At 51.7% G+C, this 20,668-nt stretch carries 23 protein-coding genes; 16 read left to right on the forward strand and 7 right to left on the reverse strand.

Annotated features, from left to right (window positions below; genetic code table 11):
- Window positions 1-82 precede the first annotated feature (82 nt).
- The 5 genes from ACFSB2_RS01660 to ACFSB2_RS01680 all read left to right on the forward strand — a co-directional run bounded on the left by ACFSB2_RS01660 (window position 83) and on the right by ACFSB2_RS01680 (window position 4,792).
- Window positions 83-979, forward strand: coding sequence for an inositol monophosphatase family protein (locus ACFSB2_RS01660; protein WP_377940817.1), 897 nt, complete (start codon window positions 83-85; stop codon window positions 977-979).
- A 25-nt stretch (window positions 980-1,004) separates the two neighbouring features.
- Entirely contained in the window at window positions 1,005-2,483 is a 1,479-nt protein-coding gene (locus ACFSB2_RS01665; RefSeq protein ID WP_377940863.1) for a nicotinate phosphoribosyltransferase, read from the forward strand.
- A gap of 44 nt (window positions 2,484-2,527) precedes the next feature.
- Complete coding sequence (locus ACFSB2_RS01670; RefSeq protein WP_377940818.1) at window positions 2,528-3,490, forward strand: 4-hydroxy-3-methylbut-2-enyl diphosphate reductase; 963 nt, start codon at window positions 2,528-2,530, stop codon at window positions 3,488-3,490.
- Window positions 3,491-3,566: 76 nt separating this feature from the next.
- The gene (locus tag ACFSB2_RS01675; RefSeq protein WP_377940819.1) at window positions 3,567-3,740 is read left to right on the forward strand and encodes a hypothetical protein; all 174 of its coding nucleotides are present in this window, start codon (window positions 3,567-3,569) and stop codon (window positions 3,738-3,740) included.
- A 137-nt stretch (window positions 3,741-3,877) separates the two neighbouring features.
- On the forward strand, window positions 3,878-4,792 hold the full coding sequence (locus ACFSB2_RS01680; protein WP_377940821.1) for a proline dehydrogenase family protein: 915 nt from the start codon (window positions 3,878-3,880) through the stop codon (window positions 4,790-4,792).
- A 200-nt stretch (window positions 4,793-4,992) separates the two neighbouring features.
- Here ACFSB2_RS01680 and ACFSB2_RS01685 read toward each other — a convergent pair whose 3' ends face one another.
- Window positions 4,993-6,081 carry a glycosyltransferase family 4 protein gene (locus tag ACFSB2_RS01685; protein ID WP_377940864.1) on the reverse strand — a complete coding sequence of 363 codons (1,089 nt, stop codon included), beginning with the start codon at window positions 6,079-6,081 and terminating at the stop codon, window positions 4,993-4,995.
- Window positions 6,082-6,227: 146 nt separating this feature from the next.
- On the opposite strand from ACFSB2_RS01685, the gene ACFSB2_RS01690 reads away from it, so the two are divergent.
- Window positions 6,228-7,358: a YheC/YheD family protein gene (locus ACFSB2_RS01690; protein WP_377940822.1), complete on the forward strand. Its 1,131-nt coding sequence runs from the start codon at window positions 6,228-6,230 to the stop codon at window positions 7,356-7,358.
- A gap of 31 nt (window positions 7,359-7,389) precedes the next feature.
- Window positions 7,390-8,499: a M24 family metallopeptidase gene (locus ACFSB2_RS01695; RefSeq protein ID WP_377940823.1), complete on the forward strand. Its 1,110-nt coding sequence runs from the start codon at window positions 7,390-7,392 to the stop codon at window positions 8,497-8,499.
- Between the two features lie 114 nt (window positions 8,500-8,613).
- On the opposite strand, the gene ACFSB2_RS01700 is transcribed toward ACFSB2_RS01695, so the two are convergent.
- The 3 genes from ACFSB2_RS01700 to ACFSB2_RS01710 all read right to left on the reverse strand — a co-directional run bounded on the left by ACFSB2_RS01700 (window position 8,614) and on the right by ACFSB2_RS01710 (window position 9,782).
- Window positions 8,614-8,931 carry a DUF1811 family protein gene (locus tag ACFSB2_RS01700; protein WP_377940824.1) on the reverse strand — a complete coding sequence of 106 codons (318 nt, stop codon included), beginning with the start codon at window positions 8,929-8,931 and terminating at the stop codon, window positions 8,614-8,616.
- 63 nt (window positions 8,932-8,994) lie between these two features.
- On the reverse strand, window positions 8,995-9,447 hold the full coding sequence (locus ACFSB2_RS01705; RefSeq protein ID WP_377940826.1) for a hypothetical protein: 453 nt from the start codon (window positions 9,445-9,447) through the stop codon (window positions 8,995-8,997).
- The gene (locus ACFSB2_RS01710; RefSeq protein ID WP_377940827.1) at window positions 9,444-9,782 is read right to left on the reverse strand and encodes a YtrH family sporulation protein; all 339 of its coding nucleotides are present in this window, start codon (window positions 9,780-9,782) and stop codon (window positions 9,444-9,446) included. Before ACFSB2_RS01710 ends, ACFSB2_RS01705 begins: the two co-directional genes overlap by 4 nt.
- A 149-nt stretch (window positions 9,783-9,931) precedes the next feature.
- On the opposite strand from ACFSB2_RS01710, the gene ACFSB2_RS01715 reads away from it, so the two are divergent.
- The 3 genes from ACFSB2_RS01715 to ACFSB2_RS01725 all read left to right on the forward strand — a co-directional run bounded on the left by ACFSB2_RS01715 (window position 9,932) and on the right by ACFSB2_RS01725 (window position 14,225).
- Window positions 9,932-10,114 carry a hypothetical protein gene (locus tag ACFSB2_RS01715; protein WP_377940828.1) on the forward strand — a complete coding sequence of 61 codons (183 nt, stop codon included), beginning with the start codon at window positions 9,932-9,934 and terminating at the stop codon, window positions 10,112-10,114.
- Between the two features lie 284 nt (window positions 10,115-10,398).
- Window positions 10,399-13,509 carry a DEAD/DEAH box helicase gene (locus ACFSB2_RS01720; protein ID WP_377940829.1) on the forward strand — a complete coding sequence of 1,037 codons (3,111 nt, stop codon included), beginning with the start codon at window positions 10,399-10,401 and terminating at the stop codon, window positions 13,507-13,509.
- Window positions 13,506-14,225: a hypothetical protein gene (locus tag ACFSB2_RS01725; RefSeq protein WP_377940830.1), complete on the forward strand. Its 720-nt coding sequence runs from the start codon at window positions 13,506-13,508 to the stop codon at window positions 14,223-14,225. The genes ACFSB2_RS01720 and ACFSB2_RS01725 overlap by 4 nt, the downstream gene beginning before the upstream one ends.
- Here ACFSB2_RS01725 and ACFSB2_RS01730 read toward each other — a convergent pair.
- Entirely contained in the window at window positions 14,213-14,413 is a 201-nt protein-coding gene (locus ACFSB2_RS01730) for a hypothetical protein (protein ID WP_377940832.1), read from the reverse strand. The genes ACFSB2_RS01725 and ACFSB2_RS01730 overlap by 13 nt on opposite strands.
- Before the next feature lie 165 nt (window positions 14,414-14,578).
- Between ACFSB2_RS01730 and ACFSB2_RS01735 the strand changes: the two genes are divergently transcribed.
- The 5 genes from ACFSB2_RS01735 (at window position 14,579) to ACFSB2_RS01755 (ending at window position 18,381) form a co-directional block, all read left to right on the forward strand.
- Entirely contained in the window at window positions 14,579-15,355 is a 777-nt protein-coding gene (locus ACFSB2_RS01735; protein ID WP_377940834.1) for a YheC/YheD family protein, read from the forward strand.
- Between the two features lie 338 nt (window positions 15,356-15,693).
- On the forward strand, window positions 15,694-16,749 hold the full coding sequence (locus ACFSB2_RS01740) for a phospholipase D-like domain-containing protein (protein WP_377940836.1): 1,056 nt from the start codon (window positions 15,694-15,696) through the stop codon (window positions 16,747-16,749).
- The gene (locus ACFSB2_RS01745) at window positions 16,740-17,303 is read left to right on the forward strand and encodes a phosphatase PAP2 family protein (protein WP_377940837.1); all 564 of its coding nucleotides are present in this window, start codon (window positions 16,740-16,742) and stop codon (window positions 17,301-17,303) included. The genes ACFSB2_RS01740 and ACFSB2_RS01745 overlap by 10 nt, the downstream gene beginning before the upstream one ends.
- A gap of 117 nt (window positions 17,304-17,420) precedes the next feature.
- A complete protein-coding gene (locus ACFSB2_RS01750) occupies window positions 17,421-17,765 on the forward strand; it encodes a cupredoxin domain-containing protein (RefSeq protein WP_377940838.1) in 345 nt (114 codons plus the stop codon).
- A 157-nt stretch (window positions 17,766-17,922) separates the two neighbouring features.
- On the forward strand, window positions 17,923-18,381 hold the full coding sequence (locus ACFSB2_RS01755) for an OsmC family protein (RefSeq protein ID WP_377940839.1): 459 nt from the start codon (window positions 17,923-17,925) through the stop codon (window positions 18,379-18,381).
- Here the strand turns inward: ACFSB2_RS01755 and ACFSB2_RS01760 are convergent.
- Entirely contained in the window at window positions 18,378-18,728 is a 351-nt protein-coding gene (locus ACFSB2_RS01760; protein ID WP_377940840.1) for a histidine triad nucleotide-binding protein, read from the reverse strand. The genes ACFSB2_RS01755 and ACFSB2_RS01760 overlap by 4 nt on opposite strands.
- A 191-nt stretch (window positions 18,729-18,919) precedes the next feature.
- Here ACFSB2_RS01760 and ACFSB2_RS01765 point away from each other — a divergent pair, with 191 nt between their 5' ends.
- Window positions 18,920-19,816: an AraC family transcriptional regulator gene (locus tag ACFSB2_RS01765; protein WP_377940841.1), complete on the forward strand. Its 897-nt coding sequence runs from the start codon at window positions 18,920-18,922 to the stop codon at window positions 19,814-19,816.
- 64 nt (window positions 19,817-19,880) lie between these two features.
- Here the strand turns inward: ACFSB2_RS01765 and ACFSB2_RS01770 are convergent, their stop codons facing one another.
- The gene (locus tag ACFSB2_RS01770) at window positions 19,881-20,654 is read right to left on the reverse strand and encodes a phytanoyl-CoA dioxygenase family protein (RefSeq protein WP_377940842.1); all 774 of its coding nucleotides are present in this window, start codon (window positions 20,652-20,654) and stop codon (window positions 19,881-19,883) included.
- Window positions 20,655-20,668: the final 14 nt, after the last annotated feature.

Raw genomic sequence — 20,668 nt, forward strand, 5'->3', positions numbered from 1 at the left:
AGATACGTACCTTTGTCATTCAATCTGATGGATTTTCACATGTCCATTAGACCAAAGTCGTCAGAGAAAGGATCACTTCAATATGACAACATCTGCTTCTATAAACGGGCTTGTTTTGCAAACCGCCATCGAAGCGGCACTTGAAGCAGGCGCTTATTTCAGGTCGCGATTTGCGACTGAACTGGTTGTTCATACAAAAACCTCCCCAGCTGATGTGGTCACCGATGTGGATGCGCACTGTGAGCGGATCATTCGCGGGCATATTGAAAAAGCGTTTCCAACGCACCAGGTGCTCGGCGAAGAAGCAGTGGAGCCAGGCCGCGAAGCATCGGTTCAGGCGACACATCAGATGAAGGACGAAGCATCGCTTTGGATTGTCGATCCGCTCGATGGCACCACCAACTTCGTCAATGCGATTCCTTTGTCTGTCGTATCCATCGCCTATGCGTCACACGGCCAGATTGAGGTCGGCGTGATTTATGATCCATACCGCGAAGAACTGTTTTACACTGTACGTGGTCAAGGTGCGCATCTGACCACAAGAGAAGATGCGCAAGCCTGGTTGCGCGAGTCTACCAAACGGACGCCGGGCATGCGACTTTCCGTTTCACGTGTGTCTGAAATCGATCACGCCGTGCTGGCGACTGGACTGCCGATGCGCCACTTGAACCGGACCTTGATGATGGAGCGGACCATGCATATCGTCAAGCGTGCAAAAAGTTTGCGCACGCTCGGAGCGGCGGCACTGCACTTGGCTTATGTGGCGGCGGGACGCATTGACGTGTTTTGGGAGTTCGAGTTGAACGCCTGGGATGTTGCAGCAGGGGTACTGTTAGTCCAAGAGGCTGGCGGGCAAGTCAGTCAGTTGGATGGGACCGACTACGGCCTTGTGACTCGAGACCTGATTGCCGCGGGAGAAGCAAATCTGGCACGGGAAATTTGTAATCAACTTGCAGGAGATGACGACCAGATTGAGTGAACAAGCAAATCGCGCAGAAGCGCGCATGCAAACGCTGTCGCAACTTCCGGTTTATCGGGATCGACATTTGACGTTGCTGACAGATTTGTATCAATTGACCATGATGTACGGCCAGTTTTGCGCGGGCCGGCACGAAGAACGCGTTGTCTTTGATTTGTTTTATCGGCAAAACCCTTGCGGCAATGGCTATGTGATTGCAGCAGGGTTGGAGCAAGCGGCATGGTATTTGTCTCATTTGCATTTTACCGATGAGGATTTGGCGTATTTGCGTTCGCTTCAGATGTTTTCTGAAGCTTTTTTAGACCATCTGAAAGATTTTCGTTTCAGCGGCGATCTCTACGCAGTGCCAGAGGGAACCGTCGTTTTTCCCAATGAGCCAATCATTCGTGTGGAAGGCCCTGTTCTCGAAGTGCAACTGATTGAGTCGGCTATCTTGTCCTTTGTCAATCACCAGAGCCTGATTGCCACCAAGGCGCGCAGGATTGTCGAGGCGGCAGAGACGAATTTCCGTCGTCCGGGGAGTCCGGTTATCGAAATGGGCTTGCGCAGGGCGCAAAATATAGATGCTTCCGTGTTTGGCGCGCGGGCCGCATTTATCGGCGGCTGTGTGGCGACAAGCAACGTCATGGCTGCAGAATCGTACAATTTGCCTGTCGTGGGGACGCAGGCGCACAGCTGGATTCAAAGTTTTTCGAGTGAACTGGAATCGTTTCGCGGTTATGCAGATGCGTTTCCGGACGATACCGTATTGCTCGTGGATACATATGATGTCTTGCGTTCGGGCGTGCCCAATGCCATCATCGTCGGGAAAGAACTGGCGGCAAAAGGGCATCAGTTGAAGGGCATACGCATCGACAGCGGCGATTTGGCGTACCTTTCCAAGCGGGCGCGCCAGATGCTGGATGCTGCTGGGTTGACCGAGACGGCCATTGTCGCCTCGTCCGATCTCGACGAATACACGATACGGGACTTGGTCACACAGGGTGCGGAAATCGATACGTGGGGCGTTGGCACACACCTCATCACCAGTTCGGAATGTCCAGCGCTAGGCTGTGTGTACAAACTGGTGGCGGAAGAAGTCGATGGGCGTTTAGAACCGCGAATCAAGGTTTCGGAGAATCCGAGCAAGGTGACGAATCCCGGCAAGAAAAAATTGCTCCGCCTATATGTAGAGGATCACGCCGTAGCGGATCTGATCACATTGTGGGACGAAGTCTACGATCCCAATGAAGAATTGGAACTGTTTGATCCCATTCACACTTATAAGCGCAAGGTGATTTCTAATTACAAAATTGAGGAACTTTTAATTCCTGTTTTTATTGCAGGCAAATTGGTATATGATTTACCCGATATCGCTACCATTCAAAAGCGTGTGGAGGAGCAGTTGAAATACTTCTCGTCAGAGGTGCTGCGCCATCTTAAACCGCATGAGTACCATGTGGATCTATCACAGCAATTGTGGGATTTAAAGCAGACATTGCTGCGTCAGTGGCAAAAGTCATAAACGTCCAAATGTTGGAACTTCCGGTTTGGCGGAGATGTTGTATGATGAGTGGAAAGGGGGCGAAGCCAACGGAAGTCATTAAAATCACGCCGCGGGGATACTGTTATGGTGTGGTCGACGCGATGGTCATCGCCAAACGCGCGGCGGAAGACAAATCGCTTAAGCGGCCGGTCTATATCCTGGGGATGATTGTGCACAATCAGCATGTCGTCGATGCCTTTGCGAAACAGGGCGTCATCACTGTGGATGGAGCGGACAGGCTGTCGTTGCTCAACGAAATAGACGAGGGCACGGTCATATTTACGGCACATGGCGTGTCTCCCGAAGTCAAACAGATGGCAAAGGCCAAAGGATTGCGTGTGATTGACGCGACTTGTCCTGATGTCACGCGAACGCACGATTTGATTCGAGAAAAGGTGGCTGCTGGTTATGACATCGTCTATATCGGCAAAAAAAACCACCCGGAACCAGAAGGCGCCATGGGTGTTGCGCCAGGGCGTGTTCACCTGGTTGAATCCGCGTCTGATGTCAGTGCGCTGACATTGCAAACCGAACGAATTATCGTGACCAATCAAACGACCATGAGCCAATGGGACACGCGGGATCTGATGCAGTTGGTCGTTGAAAAGTTTCCAACCGCAGAAGTCCACAATGAAATTTGCATGGCGACGCAAATGCGTCAGCAGGCCGTGGCAGAACAAGCAGGCACGGCAGATGTCTGTATTGTTGTCGGTGATCCGCGCAGCAACAATTCCAATCGCTTGGCGCAAGTGGCAGAGGAAATTGCTGGAACGCGGGCTCACCGAGTGGCCGATGTCAGTGAGATCCGTCCGTCTTGGTTGATGGATGCAAAACGGGTGGCCGTGACGGCGGGCGCGAGCACACCGACGGTCATCACAAAAGAAGTGATAGATTATCTCACGCAGTTTGATGCGACAGATGTTCGTACACATGCCATTGTCCGAACGGTCAATCCCGACCGCATTTTGCCGGCCGTACGTTCTTAATCAAAGGCGGCCGGGGTTTGGGGAGCGGTGAACACTGCTATATTTACTTATTGTCATTTCAGGAATCATAGCCATCGTGTTGATGATTTTACGTCGGTTTGCACGGCGGAGAAGTTTGGGACGCTTTTTACTGACCTTCCTGACCGTCGTCTTTTGGCTGGCCTTCATTGTATTGCTCGGCTTTGTCCTCGGGTACACTGCGGGTGAGCGGGGTGTCAGCATATTGAAATTGTTGCATATCACCAGGTAATAGAAGCCCGATGCTGCGTCAGGGCAGCTCAAAAAACGCACATCGGGCGACGATTGGAAAAGAACGATGATTTGGATTGCCGCGTGTGGCTTAGGCACGCGGACGTGAGTGGTTGATTAAAAGTGAGGGATGTTTTTATGGAAGAGGCGCTTCGTTCTTTCTTCCTGCAGTTGGCAAAAAATAAAGGCATGAACGATTGGGCGCGTCGATATGGATTGCGCTTTGGCGCAAATCGCTTTGTCGCCGGGGAGACCATTGAAAGTGCAATTGCCACGGTGCGTGCGCTCAATGAGAACAACATGGCTGTGACGCTGGATCACCTTGGCGAGTTTGTCGCGGATGAACAGGAGGCGCGCGCGTCTGCAGATTTCTGTGTGCGTACACTCGAAGCGATTCACGAGGCGGGAGTCAATTCTTCCCTCAGTTTGAAACTGACGCAAATTGGTATGGATATCAGTGAGGAACTCTGCCTCGAAAACATGCGTCAGATCATTGCATGTGCGAAATCGCGGGGGTTGTGGGTCAACATCGACATGGAGGACTTTGAGCGTTGTCAGATGACGCTGGACATTTTCACGTCGTTGGCCGCATCCTACGACAAGTTGCAAACCGTGATTCAATCGTATCTGTACCGCAGTTTGGACGATGTGCGCGCACTGGCTGAACGCGGCGCCAGCATCCGCCTTGTGAAAGGCGCCTACAAGGAACCTGCGTCTGTGGCCTTTCCAGACAAAGCAGATGTGGATGCAAACTACCTAAAAATGTTGGATGTCCACTTGCCCAGCCCAGGGTTGACGTCCATCGCCACTCATGATGAACGAATCATCAGCTACGCCAAAGAGCAGATTGCGCAAAAGGGCATTGCCAAGGCGCAATATGAGTTCCAGATGCTTTACGGCATACGCAACAATTTGCAGCAACAACTTGTAGATGAAGGCTATCCTGTGCGCATTTACGTGCCTTATGGCGATGACTGGTACGGTTATTTCATGAGACGCTTGGCCGAACGCCCAGCAAACGTCAGTTTCGTCATGCGCGGTATGTTTCAATAGACCGCCATGCGTGATACATCCCGCACCAGCAGAACCATGGAAAATAAAAGGTCAATCGGAGCATTGCGGATGGTGCACACGAAGGTATCGATTTTACTTACAGGATAGGTTTAAAGCTCCCTCATCATTGGAGGATCAAAAAATGTGCAACACCCGCCGATTCGGCGGGTGTTTTTGTATGCCTTTGTACCAGACGCGGACTATCTGGCTGGGCAGATGTCGCGATAGAGGTGATCAAACTTGCGTGCGGTTTTTTTCCATGTGAATTTTTGCGCATGCCGCAGCGCGTATTTACTCATTTTGTTGTAACGTTTCGGATCGCGCATTTTGTCAATGGCCTTGGCGAACTCACTGGGCATTTGGTAACGAGACACAAGTATGCCGCCGTGCTTTCCGACCGCTTCGGGAACGCCGCCAAGCTTGCTGGCGATGACGGGCAGACCGTGGTTCATTGCCTCGATGTTGACGAGGCCGAACGCCTCATGCTTTTGCGAGGGGCAAATCAGCAGATGATGTTTTTTGTACAGTTCTGTCAACTCGTGTGGCGGCACGAATCCGACGAACTTGATGGGTAACCCTTTGGCATCGAGTTCAATTTGCTTGCGGTACGTTTTTTCCCAAGCGTGTGTTTTGCCGACGATGGTCAATGACACATTGTTTTGACGGTGTTGTTGACGGATTGCCTCAATCGCGATGTGAACGCCTTTTTGGCGAATGACTCGCCCGACAAAAAGCACGCGCATCGTATCGGTGGAATGTCCGCGCGTGAGCGCCGGCGTGTCGGTTGTCGATTGTACACCAGGATAGATGACATGGCGCCGCCAGTTGTGTTTGAGTTTGTAGCGCCTTGCAATGGTATCTGCCAAGTTGCGGCTGTTGCAGACAACGGCGTCGGCTTTTTGCAAAATGGTCCTTGCTTCCTCAGTTTTGATGTGGCGTGGACCGAGAAAAGTGAGTGAATGTAAATTTAAAACCACCTTACTGTGAGGATTGGCCTCCAGGATGTGCAGCGCTTCTAAAGGGCGATTATCAATTTGGACGACGTCAGGTTCTCCTGCTTTCACAAACCTGTGAACCCGCCGCCAGTAGGTTTTTTTGTCTCCCTTGACCACAATGTGGCGATAGGGCGTATGGGTGTACTGTTTGCTTTGTGCAACGTTGCCTGGACTGATGAGTGTGATATCAATGTGTTTTCGTTCCGCCAAAGCAGCGCATAAGTGGGAGAGGTAGATTTGCACACTTCCCCCACGTGTTGGCGGAATCGGGAGATCCTCTGGCGCAACAAGCATCACGTGCACTGCAAGTCACTCCTTCGTAGATCTGACTTGTCTTTGAGTTTAGAATACGGATTTGCCGTCAAACCGTCACGGCTGTTTGAATACGATGGGCCAGGATCAGATTTTGAGATCCGTCTTTGATGCAAGGAGGGGGCGTCGTGTTTTTTGTATTGACTGGAAGTGATCCCCGGGCCCTTCGTCATCTCCGCCGCCGTCAAAAGACGTTTGAGTGGTTGGCAAATGCCTGCTCCACGCTTGATTTGGAGATGGTATTGACCACACCGGAACGCATTGACGCGCGCGGTTTTTGTCGCGGATGGTCGCTCGATAAAAAGCGTCCCCATATCTGGCGATCCCGGCATTGCAAAATGGCAGGTGGGGTTGTATACGACGCAATGTATCTCTCTGAACTGAAAACACATCGCGGCGCCTACAGGAAGGCGTTGGCGACGCTGCGGCGTTTGGGCATCATTTTTTTCAACCCAAAACTGCCAGCGAAAGATGAACTCCATCAATGGTTGTTGCTGGAATATGAGCAACGCAAGGCAACAGCAGACAAAAAACTATTGCCGTCAACGCAGTTTGATATCGATGCAAACGTGGTTCTGCGCCGATTAAATGAAACGCAGTCGCCGATGTGGTTCAAGCCGGTATACGGTTCTGGTGGACGAAATATGCTGCGCATAGAGCCACTGACCAACAAGCGATTTGCAGTGCGCGGCGAGCGGTTTTACGACAGAGACATCAAGGCGGAATGGAGTGAAGATGAGCTTTGCCGTCGGCTCGATCGCGCCTTGACGCAGCGTGTGTATCTGCTTCAGGAAGACATTGGTCTCCTCCAGACACAAGATGGCCGCAAAGTCGATTTTCGCGTCACCGTGGCGCGAGGCAGCCAGGGGATATGGGGTGTGACTGCGTTGACTGCCCGCTTTGGCAGAGTGGGGCATGCGCTCACCAATTTCCATGCAGGCGGCTCCATTCAATCATTGACACTGCAAAATGCGCAGGCGACGCGTGAAACCATCGCCGCGTTGCAATTGCAGGAAGCAGATATCAGTCATGTCGCCGATCAGGCTTTAGAGGTCGCCAAACTCGTCTCATTGAAGTATCCACATGTCGGCATCCTGGGCATCGACGTGGGCATATCTGCCGCCGATAAGGCAGCATATGTGTATGACTGCAACAGCCGTCCTGGACGTGATATTCTGACCAATCACGAGGTGGAGGTGACCATGCAGCAGGTGGCTCGTTTCGCGCGATATTTGCTTAACACGGCACCGTCGCTCTGATACACTTAGGGGCGATATAGGAGGTGCGGTTATGTCTGGGCAAAACATTCACGCAACACGTCAAACACGCCTTAGAGAACAACTAGCAGCAGCAGATGTAGCGGCCATCTTACTGACACATCCTGCGTGTTTTTACTATTTTACCGGAGTTGGATTAGAAACGGGCGAGCGGGCAGCCGCACTCATCGTCCGACGCGATGGCGAAGTGCGCGCCGTCGCACACGAGATGTTCCGGTCGCCTGTCTCGGCCATGCAGGTACCCACCACGTATTGGTCAGACGGGGATTCACCTTATCCACTCATCGTGCAAGCGATAGGCGCACAAAGCGGGCAACTTGCGATTGATGGCGCTTGGCAGGCGAGACATCTGCTTGCACTGCAGGCGGATTTGCCTGCGGCGCTCCAGACGGTGGCGGGCGATGGATTCATTGAAGCGGTGCGGGTGGTCAAAGACGAAGTCGAACTGCAGGAACTTCTGCATGCGTCGAAGCAGGCTGACGAGGTCGTGCAACGACTTGCCCGTCAATTTGCCGCAGGTCAGACGGAGAAGGAGATCGCGAACCGTCTGGCGCAATTGTGGGAAGAAGTCGGCGCCGAAGGAATGTCATTTCCGCCGATTGTCGGCGTCGGGGCAAATGGGGCCGAACCGCACCACGAACCGGATCGAACAAAACTGCAGGCAGGGACGACGCTGATTGTCGATACAGGCGGCATTCACAATCTGTACTGCAGCGATATTACGCGCACGTTTGTAATTGGCGAAGCGACACAGGAAGTGCGCACTGTGTATGAGTTGGTGCTAGCAGCCAATCTGGCGGGCATTGCCGCAGCGAAGCCCGGCGTCACTTTGGGACATGTCGACGAGGTTGTGCGCAAAGTCATCACAGATGGTGGATATGGTCCGTATTTTAATCACCGGACAGGCCACGGTGTCGGTTTAGATATTCACGAGGCGCCCTTTGTCATGGCTGGCAACCAGCAAGTGCTGGAGCCGGGGATGGTCATGAGCATTGAACCAGGGGTTTATCTGCCGGGGAAATTCGGTGTGCGGATTGAAGATTTGATTGTCATCACAGAAGAAGGCGCAAAAACACTCAACAGTGCGCCAAAGACGCTCGCTGATATGATTGTCCGCATCTGAGCAGCCGAGTGTCGATATCTGAACGGGGGTTTGCGAATTTGGCGCAACCCCGTTTTCGGATGTGGATTTTGAGGGGGGGGGGTTACAATCTGGACTAGGGGAATATTTTACTCATTACAAATCGTCGTCATACGCTTCAAGCCGTGCGATGGGCACGGCAATGGTCTCTCCGGATGATTGCTGTATTCCCCAAGCCATCACGCCTTCCAGTGCGGTGACGGTCAGGCGGTCATACACTTCAGCGAGGCGATACGTGCGTCCAACTTCAATTTTTGCGTCAGGGAGCATTTCATAGCTTTTGGCAAGGTACCATTTCGTCATGTGCACCTCGTATTCACTCCAATTTTCTTCATCAAAAGCGCGCTGTCCTTTTTGCTGTAATTCCTTCATCTCTTTTTGCAGTTGTTCTTTTGACATATCACTATAAAGCACAAGCCACGACTCCGTCCTGTAAATATAGTCGATACCTTTGCGTGCGCCATCTGCCAGGCAACTTCATGTGTCCAAGCGTCCGCGGACACGCAAGTGCAACTCGTCGTGAGTCATTATAACAAGTGTGACCGTGACTCGAAACTTTTGTTTCCCCACGTGGACCAATTGGCCATCCAAGATATTGGCGGGCAAATCCGGGTGATTGACCAGCACGTCTTGCGGTTTGCCGAGAAAAAAGGACAAGCGTTTGATCACCTTCTGTTTGATGACGGCTTCTATGGACGGATCATCGGGCGTGGTGATACATTCCACCTGAATGTTTTTGAGCGGTTGTTTGATGTCTGGCTGTTGTGACTGCGCCGTCAAAAATGCATTTTCTGTCGAAAGCTCCTCATTCGTCTGTTCCAACGTTTTCACTTGGTCGTGAAGTTTGTCCAAATCCCGCGTCGCATAAAGCGTTACCGCCACAGCGCCGGCCATGACGCCAAGCAAAAAAATGGCAATCAGTCTTTTCATAGATGGCCGTCGCTTCCGTGAACGATCCACTCAATGATCAGATAGCCGGCTTGGCATCCAAGGAACGCCGCGACAAGAAAGATCAATTGACGGGCCATCGGGAGAATATTTAAGCCAAACACCCCTCTATCAATCACGCGCAACGTGTCCATCGTACCGCCAAGCGCTGCAACCAACGCCCAAATTTTCAGTTCGTCGGCCAGGTTGAGCATCGTTGAACCCGGATTGTTGTGCGTGATCAACGCGGCGCAGCCACCTAAGAGAGAACCGCCGACCACAAGCCCCATCGCCACGCAGAAATCGAGCAAACAGGTCGCGATTGTTCCGGTAAACATGGGCATCCTCTTTTCATCTGCAATCACATCTATACTCCAAACATACGGGACAAGGTCTATGCGTATGCGTGCGCACGCATTAAATGATTCGCATATCGTCCGTCGTCTCCGAAAAGACTAAGTGAACTGTGGCAAAGGAGGTGGTCATGTTGACAGACCCACGACAATCCAAATCGAAGATGCAGCTGGCAAATGAACTGGGGCAGGCAGTGGCCAAGGAAAAATCACCTGATGATATTTGTGATGAGGGCGGGCGCTGTGAAGCGACGCTTGGCGATGCGCGGACACTCGCTGCCAATGATAGCCCGGACGATCACGATGTTGAGCGTTAAGCGACTGCGAAATCGCACAGCGCCTTGATGGCGCTATTCACGATCCCTTGATGGACCGGTATTTCTCTGCTGGTGTAGGACGTATCATGCATGGCAGTCTACTTGATCTTTATGTCTTTTTGCGCAGGACAGGCAGCACAACTAGCCTGTCCTTTTTTTGCTGAACGGGGTGACGCGCTTGTCTCTGGTTTTACGTCAAACTGTCACAAATGATAAGATGGAGGAACAGACTTTTTGAGCAATTGACCTTTTAGCAGGCGACCCTTCAGTAAAGCGGTGAGAGCATGGCTGACAACGATGGTAAAATGATGCTTGGTCTGCGCTGGGAGATGCGAGCGCAAATGAATGAACAGGATCAGGTCGTGTTCTCCTTTGGAGAAGCGGCGTCGGCAGTGCCGGATCACCCGCTTCGCCCTATTCTGCAAGCGCTGGTCGATGATGGCGTCATCGCGGCGGTGGATCTGTCAGCAGGCGAGGTGGCATTGACAGATGTCGGCCTTGTGCATCTGTTGTATGAACTTGCAAAGCTCGGCCTGGATGAAGCGGTTTTCCATACAGAAGCTGGTCAACAACTGCAACTGGCGCTCGACGCCTTTGCGCTGGCTCAGACGTTGGTGTGGCAACAGGATGTGATTGCTGCTGCGTTCGTAGGTTCGTTTTCACCATTTGAGTGTTTGCGCGTGCTGCGTGAAACAGCAGCCGCTACGGATGATATTATGCCAAGTTGGGGTTCCGGCAATGGAACGTTTGTCGGTGTTTGGGTACCTGCTTGGTCAACGGCGCGTTTGCGCAGTCAGCGTATGGGACTGTTTGGCAAGGTACGGCGTTTTGTCACTGCATGTCTAGGCAAAGCAGATGTGGACGAATATTTTGATTCGATGGATTGGCTGCTTTTGCTTTGCGTGGACGTACTTGTGCGCAAAACCATCGTCGGTGTGAACGATGCAACGGCGACCAACGGCGGATCGTACCGTGTGATGTATCGTGGCGAGGCGGATGTCATCTCGGCATGGCAGGAGGCCCTGCGCGGGGCGAAGCGGACCTTTACGGCAGATGGCTGGTTGGTCGCAAAAACGATGCGCCAGGCCTTGCAAAAATCAGGTTGGATGCCCGAACTGATTGATGATCAGTCGGGAGAAAGCTTTTACGAACTTTCCTTGTGTCTCATGCCGCCGACGGGGGATGGCACTTCTGCTGATTGGCAGCTGTATTATCAGGTTCGCCACCGCTACACGAACACAGCTGGTTGGCTGGATGACTGGTGGCGGCAAGTGGAACGCGTGTGGCCGCTCGGTGACGACATGCTTCTTGCGCCAGATACATGGATATTGCCAGCGCTCAAATCAGCGGGCGCCGTCTGTCCGCAAATTCGTCAATCATTGATGTTGCCTGCCCCAAATGGCTGCATCATTTCTGCCGATGATGTCTATGGTTTCTTGACCGAATCTGTCCCGCAGCTGCGTGCGCTTGGCGTGGTCGTGGAAGCGCCGAACGTCTTGCGCTCCGATGGCAGCCGCGTGCGTGTGCGCGTTCGAGTCAAACGCGCCAAAGCTGAAAAAAAGCGCCAGTCCGGCGCAGCCATGCAAGGGTTTGACGCAAATCGGCTGGTGGATTTCGACTGGTCGGTGGTCATTGATGATGAAGAGGTGTCAAGTCAGACGTTTGCGCAGCTCGTGGCGGCGCAAACGCCATTTATTCAGGTGAATGGGTCATGGCGTTTGGTGCCGGTGGACGAAATATTACGTCAGATCAATGAGCTGGGAGGCCTTCACACCGATGCTACGAGGTTGATGGATCTGTCGCGCGTCTTGTTGATGCCATCAGATGAAGAGGATATTCCCGTAGAGGTGGATTTTCAGGAAGAGGCGCAGCCTTTGGAACAGGTGCTTCATATGCTCAGTCAAGCTGCCGATCCGCCGCTTGTCGCGCAGCCGTCATCCTTTTTAGGAGAACTGCGCCATTACCAGCAAGTAGGCTATTCTTGGCTGTTGCACCTGCGCTCGATTGGCTGTGGAGCCTGCTTGGCAGATGATATGGGGCTTGGAAAAACGGTTCAAGTGTTGGCCTATCTCTTGCACTTACAAGCCGCGAACGCCGCGTCCGGCGTCCATCTGCTTGTTTGCCCAACTTCGCTCTTGCCAAACTGGAAGGCCGAACTGAAGCGGTTTGCCCCGAGTTTGCGCATGTATGTTCACCATGGCCAGCAACGCGATTTGACAGGACATGTCGGCCCGAACGCGGATGTGGATCTGGTGTTGACCACGTATGCCACGCTGGTGCGTGATCTGGATGGTCTGACGATGCATGATTTTGATACGATCATCGTTGATGAGGCGCAAAATATAAAGAATGCGGATACCAAGCAGGCGCAGGCGATACGAACGGTTGTGGGCGTGCATCGCATCGCCTTGACGGGTACGCCAATGGAGAACCGCTTGGAAGAACTCTGGGCGTTGATGGATTTTTTGAATCCTGGATACCTTGGCACGGTGACTTGGTTCCGCAAGATGTTTGTGGAAGCGATTCAACGCAACCCCAATGGCGAGACGGCTACGAAGTTACAGGTTTTGCTGCGGCCAGTTCTGTTGCGACGGCGCAAGTCAGATCCTGATATTCAGACGGAACTGCCGGAGAAATGGGAAGTGAACGAACACGCCTTGTTGACCAGTGAACAGGCGGCGGTGTATCAGGCTTTGGTCAACCAACTGTTCACCGATATTCAACCTCTGCAAGGTGGCGGCATGTCGCGCAGGGGACAGATTTTGGCGACGCTGGTGCGCTTGAAGCAGGTGTGTGACCATCCTTGTCTCATTTCGGGCGGCAACGCGACGGTGCGGCGCTCTGGCAAATTGCGTCAGTTGGTCGAGCTCTTAAGTACCGTTGTCGCTGAAGGTGAATGTGCGCTTGTCTTCACACAGTTTCGCGACATGGGAGAAATTATCTGTGATGCGCTGGCCGACGCGCTGGCTGTTCGTCCCAAATTTCTCCATGGGGGCTTAAACGCCGCGGCGCGCGGTGAGATGGTCGAGGCGTTTCAGAAGGGAACGGATCCCTCACCGGTTTTAGTGCTTTCGTTGCGCGCTGGCGGTGTGGGTCTCAATCTGACGCGGGCCAACCACGTCTTTCATTTTGACAGGTGGTGGAACCCTGCGGTTGAAGATCAAGCGACAGACAGGGCGTACCGCATCGGGCAGACAAAGGATGTGCAGGTTCACAAAATGGTTTGCGCAGGCACGTTGGAAGAGCGGATCGACAAGTTGATCACCATGAAACGAGAGTTGTCGCAGGCCATTGTCGGCGGTTCGAGCGAATGGGTGACGGAACTGGACGATGACGCATTGCGTGCGTTATTTGCACTGGATAAGCAAAGTGTCTGGGAGGAAGATGAAGCGTGAGTGCCAAGGCGCGTATTTCCGTTGTGGAGCAAGCGTGGAAGAACATTTTGCAACAAGCAGACAAATCGCGTGTGCGCAGAGGCAAACAAGACGCGCGTGCTGGCGTTGTGCACGATGTCCACATGCGTCAAGGCGTCATTGCCGCCACAGTGAAGGCGACAGGGCCAGAGCGGGGGAACTTTCAAGTGGTTCTGCCGTGTTTGGCTGATTACACCGCATATGCAAACCAGGTTGCGAAATGGTTGGCGCATCGACCAGATTGGATTGCTGCGCACTTTTCAGGGGAGTGGGACATTGACCTGATTGATTTCGTCAACGAGAACGGATTGACTTTGTTTCCTGACGACTCATCGTGGAACAAGCTGCAAGATCAAACCAAGTGTACTTGCAGTGATTGGCAACCACTCTGTGTGCATGCATTCGCGTTGTTACATCATTTGTTAGCGGAGGCGCAACAGCATCCCTTGGCGATATTTCGCTTTGTCGGGCTGGAAGTCGATTGGTTGTTGGACCAAGCGCACCGAGAAAGTGAGCAGTGGCTGCGTCATGCGCACCCAGTCCGCGAAACGCTAGAACCCAGCGCCTTTGGCGCGGGAGGTCCGCAACGCACAATCGCTGTGCCCGATGACACCCCAATGGAGTCGAGCGGACGGCTCGTCCCACAATTTGACCAGCAGAAACGTCAAATGTGGACACATCCACATCACATGGCGTGAGGATGTTCAACTGGCTGTTCGGATTCAACGCTGACGGCTTGTGTCTGGCTTTCTTGAATTTCGATGGCGTGTTCAAGCGGATTGGCCTCTGAATCGGTTGGTTGTTGGTCGGCGGACAGTGCGTACTTCGCGAACAGACCAAGCATTGCGGACAGCAAGACAACGGTGAAAAGAAATCCGAGTCCCACGTTGATTCCCTCTTTCATCTTTTAATCTCTCACTAGATTAGACGGCGCACCTCCGCAAAATGTTTCACCTTTTCGCTTAAAATTTTCTTTTCACACAAATTCTTTTTGCCCGTTCGTTTTCGGCGCGTTGTGCATAATCTATGGAAAACTTAAGGAGATGGACGGGTGAGCGCGCGGAAACCGGAAATGGGCAAATATCTACTCTATCGTTTTTTCGCCAAGGATAAACATGTCCGAAGATACCTGCCAGAGACGACGCGGTACACACATGCGTCACTCAAACAATACATGCGGCGGTATGGCATGGTTTACGTAAAACCGTGCGCCGGGAGTCAAGGCAAGGGGATTTGCAAAGTATGGACGACCAAGCACGGTTATATGGTCAAGAAAAATGTCTACGCCCAGCGCGCATGTTCGTCGCTGGATGATGTGACACGCTATTTGGACGAAGTGCGAGATGGCAAAGCCTACATTGTTCAACAGGGAATTCATTTGGCGAAATACAAAGGAAAACCGTTTGATATTCGCGTGATGATGCAGCGTGATCGACCAGGCGGGAAATGGCAATTTTCTGGAATGGTGGCCAAAGTGGCTGGTGGGAACAGCATTGTCACCAATACGGCGCTGTCTCATGGAACGGTCATTGATGTGGATGTCGCGCTGGCCAATGCGCTTGGGTGGAAACAAGAGAAATGCAAAAAATGTATGCAGAAATTGGAACAGTTGGGTTTTCTGGCAGCCCGTCATTTTGACAACTATCAAAAATATCGAGAGCTGGGCTTCGATGCGGCGGTGGATGTGAAAGGAAAGGTGTGGCTCATCGAGCAGAATACTGCGCCGAGCCACAGATTGTTTGCGAGAAACAAACAAAGCCCTGGTCTATTCCGGCGGATAGAGTATCGTTGGGGCGCGTACCACCGCGCAAAGGCAAAACGGGCGTGACGGCCATTGCCATTTGTGATATACAGAAAAACGAGTTATTCTGGGCTTTCTTGTCGTGATATCGTGATGTTTGTTGTTGACATCCAGATAAGACGCGAGGAAGCCGACCATTTGTTCGCAACCAAATTTATCATTTTGGATAAATAAAGGATAGTAAAAAGGGCTTTTCTGCGTTCTGTGGAAACTGTATCAGCGACACTTGAGAGACGCTTTACGTGGTACCAGCACCCCCCGGTAGGCAGTTGAAAATGGTCAGTCCATTGCAGCATCGCGAATGCCGTGGCACCGGGAATGATATCCGATAGGCGCTTTGGAATTTATGAGGTGAGTTCATTCTAATGAAGCATACCAACTCTTTTCTTCGTCGACTTGCCACTGGTTTTCTTTGTCTGTTTGCTGTGGCTTTGGTTGGTTGTACCCCCAAAAATGGGGTTGTCATGGATACCACACAACGATTGCCGCAGCAGGTGACGACGAAAAGTGGAATCCGCTTTGTCTGGGGACCAGAGGTGAAGCAAGCGGCGTTGCAGTTGATTGCGCACAGCCACCACGAAGTTTACTTGGAGATGTACGAACTGTCAGATCCGGATATCATGTCTGCGTTGGCCGAAGCGCACAAACACAAGTTGGACGTTCGCGTGGTGCTGGATGCGACTGAATCCCATTCGACGGAAACCGGATTTCCCACCTTGCAGAAGGATGGCGTCAATGTGCGCCAACTTTCGATAAAAGAGGGAATAGACCACGTCAAAATGCTGGTCACGGATGATGGCGTTCTGATTGGCGGCATGAATTTTGGCGACCAAAGTTGGAAAAACAATGACGCTTCAGTTGTCATCATGCACCCAAACGCATCGTTTAAAACGATGTTTCTCTGGGATTTTGCGCGAGCTGGTGGACAAGCAGTTGAAGCCCCGACGCTGCAATTGCCGCTCGTGGATGACGCGCACATACAAACAGCGGTGCTACATGCGATTCAAACTGCACGGAAAACCATCGATATGGAGGCGTTTGTCCTCTCCGACAAGCAAGTGGTCTCTGCGCTAGAGGCTGCTGTCGGGCGCGGAGTGGCGTTGAATTTATTGGTGGACCCGACGGAGTATTACAATCGCGCATCTGTGGATGCCTTGCGCAACGCCGGGGCGATGGTTCGGTATTATCGGCCCTATGACGGCGAGTTGATGCACGCCAAAATCATCGACGTGGATGACGGTAAAACATTCATCATCGGCAGTGCGAATTTCAGCCATCAGGCTTATACATATAACCATGAAGCGGACGTTGTGCTTCAGAACGTCCCGCAATTGGATGCGTCGTTTCGAGATGATTTGAGCACGCAGATGGCTAGAGGAACCGATTATCCGATGAAAGAGAGCCAGCATGCATGGGGTTGATGGATTCGTTCTGGGCAATTTGTCTTCATGTGGACAACTGGGTGACAAGACAGATTGAACGGCTGTGGCCGAAATGGACTTTCGTCAATGTGGTGATGGTCGTTGTCGCGAAATATACACCCATTGCGATGCTGGGTCTCTTCGTGATTGCTGCAGCCGATGTCATCGGTGGTACCAGTGATGAACGAATGACTTTTTTTCGAGCAGGATCCGCCATTGTGGCCGCAGTTGTCATTCGTCTGATTCACGAGCCCATCAGTCGTTTGCTTGCGCGACCGCGACCATTTGATACTGAGCCGTTTCAGCCGTTGCTCGCGCATGATCCCGGTGATTCGTTTCCGAGCAATCACGCTGGCGGCGCTATGGCATTGGCATGCGGCGCAAGTGGATTGTCTGGGTACCACACCATTTTGCTGGTGATGGCCATTTGCTTGTGCATATCTCGTGTTTATTGCGGTCTTCACTACATGAGCGATGTGGTTGTCGGGGCGGCGGGCGGCATCTGTGTGGGACTGATTTGCGCGAATCTGGCAGCTTCACTCGCGTGGTGGTGACGCATGAGACGATGCAGGCAAAGCCATGCTAAGTATGTGTCCGCCCATGTCCCCTGGGACATGAAAAATTCCTCAACGATGAGATAGATGATTGAAGCGCGAGTGAGGTGAGTGCCTGTGCGTGTATTAACTTTGTGCGCAAGCGTATTGATTGGAAGTTTTGCACTGGCACCGTTCACTGTATCGGCTGCTACGGTACAGGTCGTTTTGCAGGATGGAAGCATCCAGCCTGCAAATATCCAGGCAGAATTCCGGCAGGAATTTCATGCCGTCGTTCAGAACAATGGCACACGTATACATAATTTTGTCGTTCCCGACTTTTATGTATTCACGCAAAATCTGCAACCTGGCCAAAAGGTCGATGTTCGATTTACGCCAGATAAGAAAGGTTCATTTCGCTATTATTCGGATAAGAACGGGGTGCCTGAGCCGGGAATGGAAGGCCATCTGCACATTAGATGAACATATGTTTGAAAAGTTCTGACGTGTGGAATGCGGTATACTATACTTGAGTATACCGCCATACGTGATGTCTCATCCGAGTGGCATGAACATACAAGGCGTCACGCAGGTGAACTACAAAAATACGAAAGTATTTTCAGAATGGGGGGCAGCGTGATTGGAAATGAAAGTAATTAGCAAATGGCTTGGTCAACGCCATTTTCAAGCGGACGGGCCATCTGGAAACACGATTTATATGGATGCCAAGCGCGAAGAGGGAGGGACTGGTCAAGGCAATCGTCCCATGGAGCTGTTGTTGATGGGCATTGTCGGTTGCACTGGAATTGATATCGCGATGATTTTGGAGCGAATGCGCTTGGACATGAAAGGGCTGGAAATTGAAGCGTCAGCAGTACGGCGAGACGAGCATCCTAAGGCGTTTACCGAAATTCACTTGACATATCATGTGGAAGGGGATGTCCCAGCCTCGAAGGCGTGGCGGGCCATTCACTTAAGTGAAGAAAAGTACTGTTCAGCCATTGGCTCCATACGGGCAAACGTGATCGCCCACTTAGTGCTCAATGGAACAGAGGTGCCACCGTTGGATGTGGTCACATCGGATGGCCCCGCGGATTAACCCGGAGGCCATGCCAATTGACGCCCACCTACCAGATGGTAATGCAGGTGTGCGACCGTTTGCTGTCCGTGCCAGCCGATGTTGGTCACGAGTCGATACCCTTGTTTGGCAACGCCCAGTTTCTCGGCCACTTCAGGGACAATGGCTTGCAAACGGCCAATCAACGGCGCATCCTCTGCCGTGACATCCTGTGCCGAGGCAATGTGCTTCTTTGGAATCAAAAGCACATGGACGGGCGCTTGCGGGCGAATATCGTGAAATGCCAATACTTCGTCGTTTTCAAACACCTTGTCAGCGGGCACTTCACCAGCGACAATTTTGCAGAAGAGACAATCGGTCACACGCATCAAAATCCTTTCCAAAAACATGATGATTTGTCTAAGCCCATGTGGATTAGCAACCGTTTTACGTTATTTGCTCATGCTGTTTGCAAACATCGATATGTAACCCACCATCATTATATCGGATCGCGCAAGTATTTTCTTGAAGTGATTTGAATCAGATAAGGCATCAGATCCGAATGGCCAAGGAGAATCGTATGTATCGGCTGGAGGGAAAGGATTATTTCAATAACGAACTGCTCTTTCATGCAGAATCTTATTACTTTCAGGACAGTGGCATCGAAGCGCATTGTCACGATTTCGTTGAACTTGTCTATGTTGTGAGCGGGCGTGGGGAGCATGTGTACAAAGGACATTCTTATACCATCACCGCAGGTGATGTGTTTGTCATTGAACCTGAAGTTGAGCATATGTACCGTGTTGATGGGGCAGGTTCCTTGACGGTGTACAATATCTTGTTTCAACCATCCGTGTTCAAAGAAGAACTAATCACCCTGTCCAAGGTGACATCATTCCTCGATTTTTTCTATGTAGAGCCTTTCCTGCGGGAGGTACTGAATTTTCAATCGCACCTGAAGTTGAACATAGAGGAACGAATGGAAATGAAATTGCTGTTGGATAAATTGCTAGAGGAGTATGAACGACAGCAATTAGGGTATCAAATTTTGATCAAAACGCGTCTGATTGAAGTGTTCATTTTTTTAAGCAGATGCTATCAGCACAAGCAAGAAGAGCCGACCATGGCCAGCATCACGGACGAGCAGGCCATGTTGAATCATGTCCGTGATTTTATCCAGGTTCACTATGCAAGCCCTTTGACATTAGAGCAGGTCAGCCATTTGTGCGGCTTGAGCCAGTCTGCTTTTACCGATAAATTTAAACGTCATGTCGGGAAGACGTTCATCCAGTTTCGCAATGATATTCGACTTTCATTTGCAAGGGAATTCATTGCGAAGACCGAAGAGCCGATTACGGAAATCGCGCTGCGTGTAGGGTTTGGGGATATCAGCTACTTCAACAAAACGTTTAAGCGCGCACTGGGGCTGACACCCAGTGAATATCGGCGCCAAGTGAATGTGAACGCATCAGATTGAGGATTTTGCCGCCCGCAGGCATGGACCTGCGGACGGCTTTTTGCGAATTGGATGAGGGCGCTTTTCAAGCGAGACGAGGAAAACGACCACCAGCAAAAGGTTGTCCGGGTGTCAAGGCGCAGTCATCTGTCACCACATGTCTCTGCCCGTTGTACACTGTTCCATCTGGCATGAAGATGATGGCAAACGCCCGACGCGGATTGGCCGTGTTGTTGGCGTGCGCGTAGTGAAAAGTCAGACCGGAATGGAATGTGCAGCTTCCGGCCTTCATCCGGACGATGACTGGACGTTGTTCCTCTACGAAAGTCCCTTTTGTAAATTGAAAAATGTCTTGCGGATTGACGAGATCGATGCCCTTTAATTTGCCGACCGTTTGCGATTTGGGGACAAACATCATACAGCCGTTATTTTCGTCCACGTCGTCAAGCGCAATCCAGATGGACAACGCTTTGTCTTGATCCATTGGCCAATACGGCAAATCTTGATGCCAAGGCGTCGGTTTCGAGTCTCCGGGCATCTTCCACAAAGCGTGATCGTGAAAAAAGCGAATGCCATCCGCGCCTGTGAGTTGGCGGGCCATCTGTGCGAAGCGTGGGTGGAACGCGTACCTCGCCATTCCTCCGTGATCGCGCCATGTATTCACTTTTTGATTGAGCACACGATAGTAGCTGCCGTTTTGAGCGTTGTTTTTGATGGCGTTCTGGTTTTCTTCCTGCATGGCTTCCTCGATGTATTGCCGAAACTCTTGCAATTCATCTGCAGAAAGCACGTCATCCACTTGCACGAATCCGTTTTCTTGGTAAAAATCGATTTGTTCTTTGGACAGTCGGTTAGTCATTGGCTTATCCTCCT

Origin of the sequence: Alicyclobacillus fodiniaquatilis (assembly GCF_042678105.1) — a bacterium.
Classification (GTDB): domain Bacteria; phylum Bacillota; class Bacilli; order Alicyclobacillales; family Alicyclobacillaceae; genus Alicyclobacillus; species Alicyclobacillus fodiniaquatilis.

What these genes read in the sequence shown, in the direction of transcription:
- ACFSB2_RS01660 (WP_377940817.1), top strand. Translation starts at nt 83, where the DNA reads ATGACAACATCTGCTTCTATAAACGGGCTTGTTTTGCAAACCGCCATC.
- ACFSB2_RS01760 (WP_377940840.1), bottom strand. Translation starts at nt 18,728, where the DNA reads ATGCGTGTGACCGATTGTCTCTTCTGCAAAATTGTCGCTGGTGAAGTG.
- ACFSB2_RS01770 (WP_377940842.1), bottom strand. Translation starts at nt 20,654, where the DNA reads ATGACTAACCGACTGTCCAAAGAACAAATCGATTTTTACCAAGAAAAC.
- ACFSB2_RS01685 (WP_377940864.1), bottom strand. Translation starts at nt 6,081, where the DNA reads ATGCTTGTTGCGCCAGAGGATCTCCCGATTCCGCCAACACGTGGGGGA.
- ACFSB2_RS01740 (WP_377940836.1), top strand. Translation starts at nt 15,694, where the DNA reads ATGAAGCATACCAACTCTTTTCTTCGTCGACTTGCCACTGGTTTTCTT.
- ACFSB2_RS01695 (WP_377940823.1), top strand. Translation starts at nt 7,390, where the DNA reads ATGTCTGGGCAAAACATTCACGCAACACGTCAAACACGCCTTAGAGAA.
- ACFSB2_RS01670 (WP_377940818.1), top strand. Translation starts at nt 2,528, where the DNA reads ATGAGTGGAAAGGGGGCGAAGCCAACGGAAGTCATTAAAATCACGCCG.
- ACFSB2_RS01665 (WP_377940863.1), top strand. Translation starts at nt 1,005, where the DNA reads ATGCAAACGCTGTCGCAACTTCCGGTTTATCGGGATCGACATTTGACG.
- ACFSB2_RS01745 (WP_377940837.1), top strand. Translation starts at nt 16,740, where the DNA reads ATGGGGTTGATGGATTCGTTCTGGGCAATTTGTCTTCATGTGGACAAC.
- ACFSB2_RS01710 (WP_377940827.1), bottom strand. Translation starts at nt 9,782, where the DNA reads ATGTTTACCGGAACAATCGCGACCTGTTTGCTCGATTTCTGCGTGGCG.
- ACFSB2_RS01720 (WP_377940829.1), top strand. Translation starts at nt 10,399, where the DNA reads ATGGCTGACAACGATGGTAAAATGATGCTTGGTCTGCGCTGGGAGATG.
- ACFSB2_RS01705 (WP_377940826.1), bottom strand. Translation starts at nt 9,447, where the DNA reads ATGAAAAGACTGATTGCCATTTTTTTGCTTGGCGTCATGGCCGGCGCT.
- ACFSB2_RS01765 (WP_377940841.1), top strand. Translation starts at nt 18,920, where the DNA reads ATGTATCGGCTGGAGGGAAAGGATTATTTCAATAACGAACTGCTCTTT.
- ACFSB2_RS01680 (WP_377940821.1), top strand. Translation starts at nt 3,878, where the DNA reads ATGGAAGAGGCGCTTCGTTCTTTCTTCCTGCAGTTGGCAAAAAATAAA.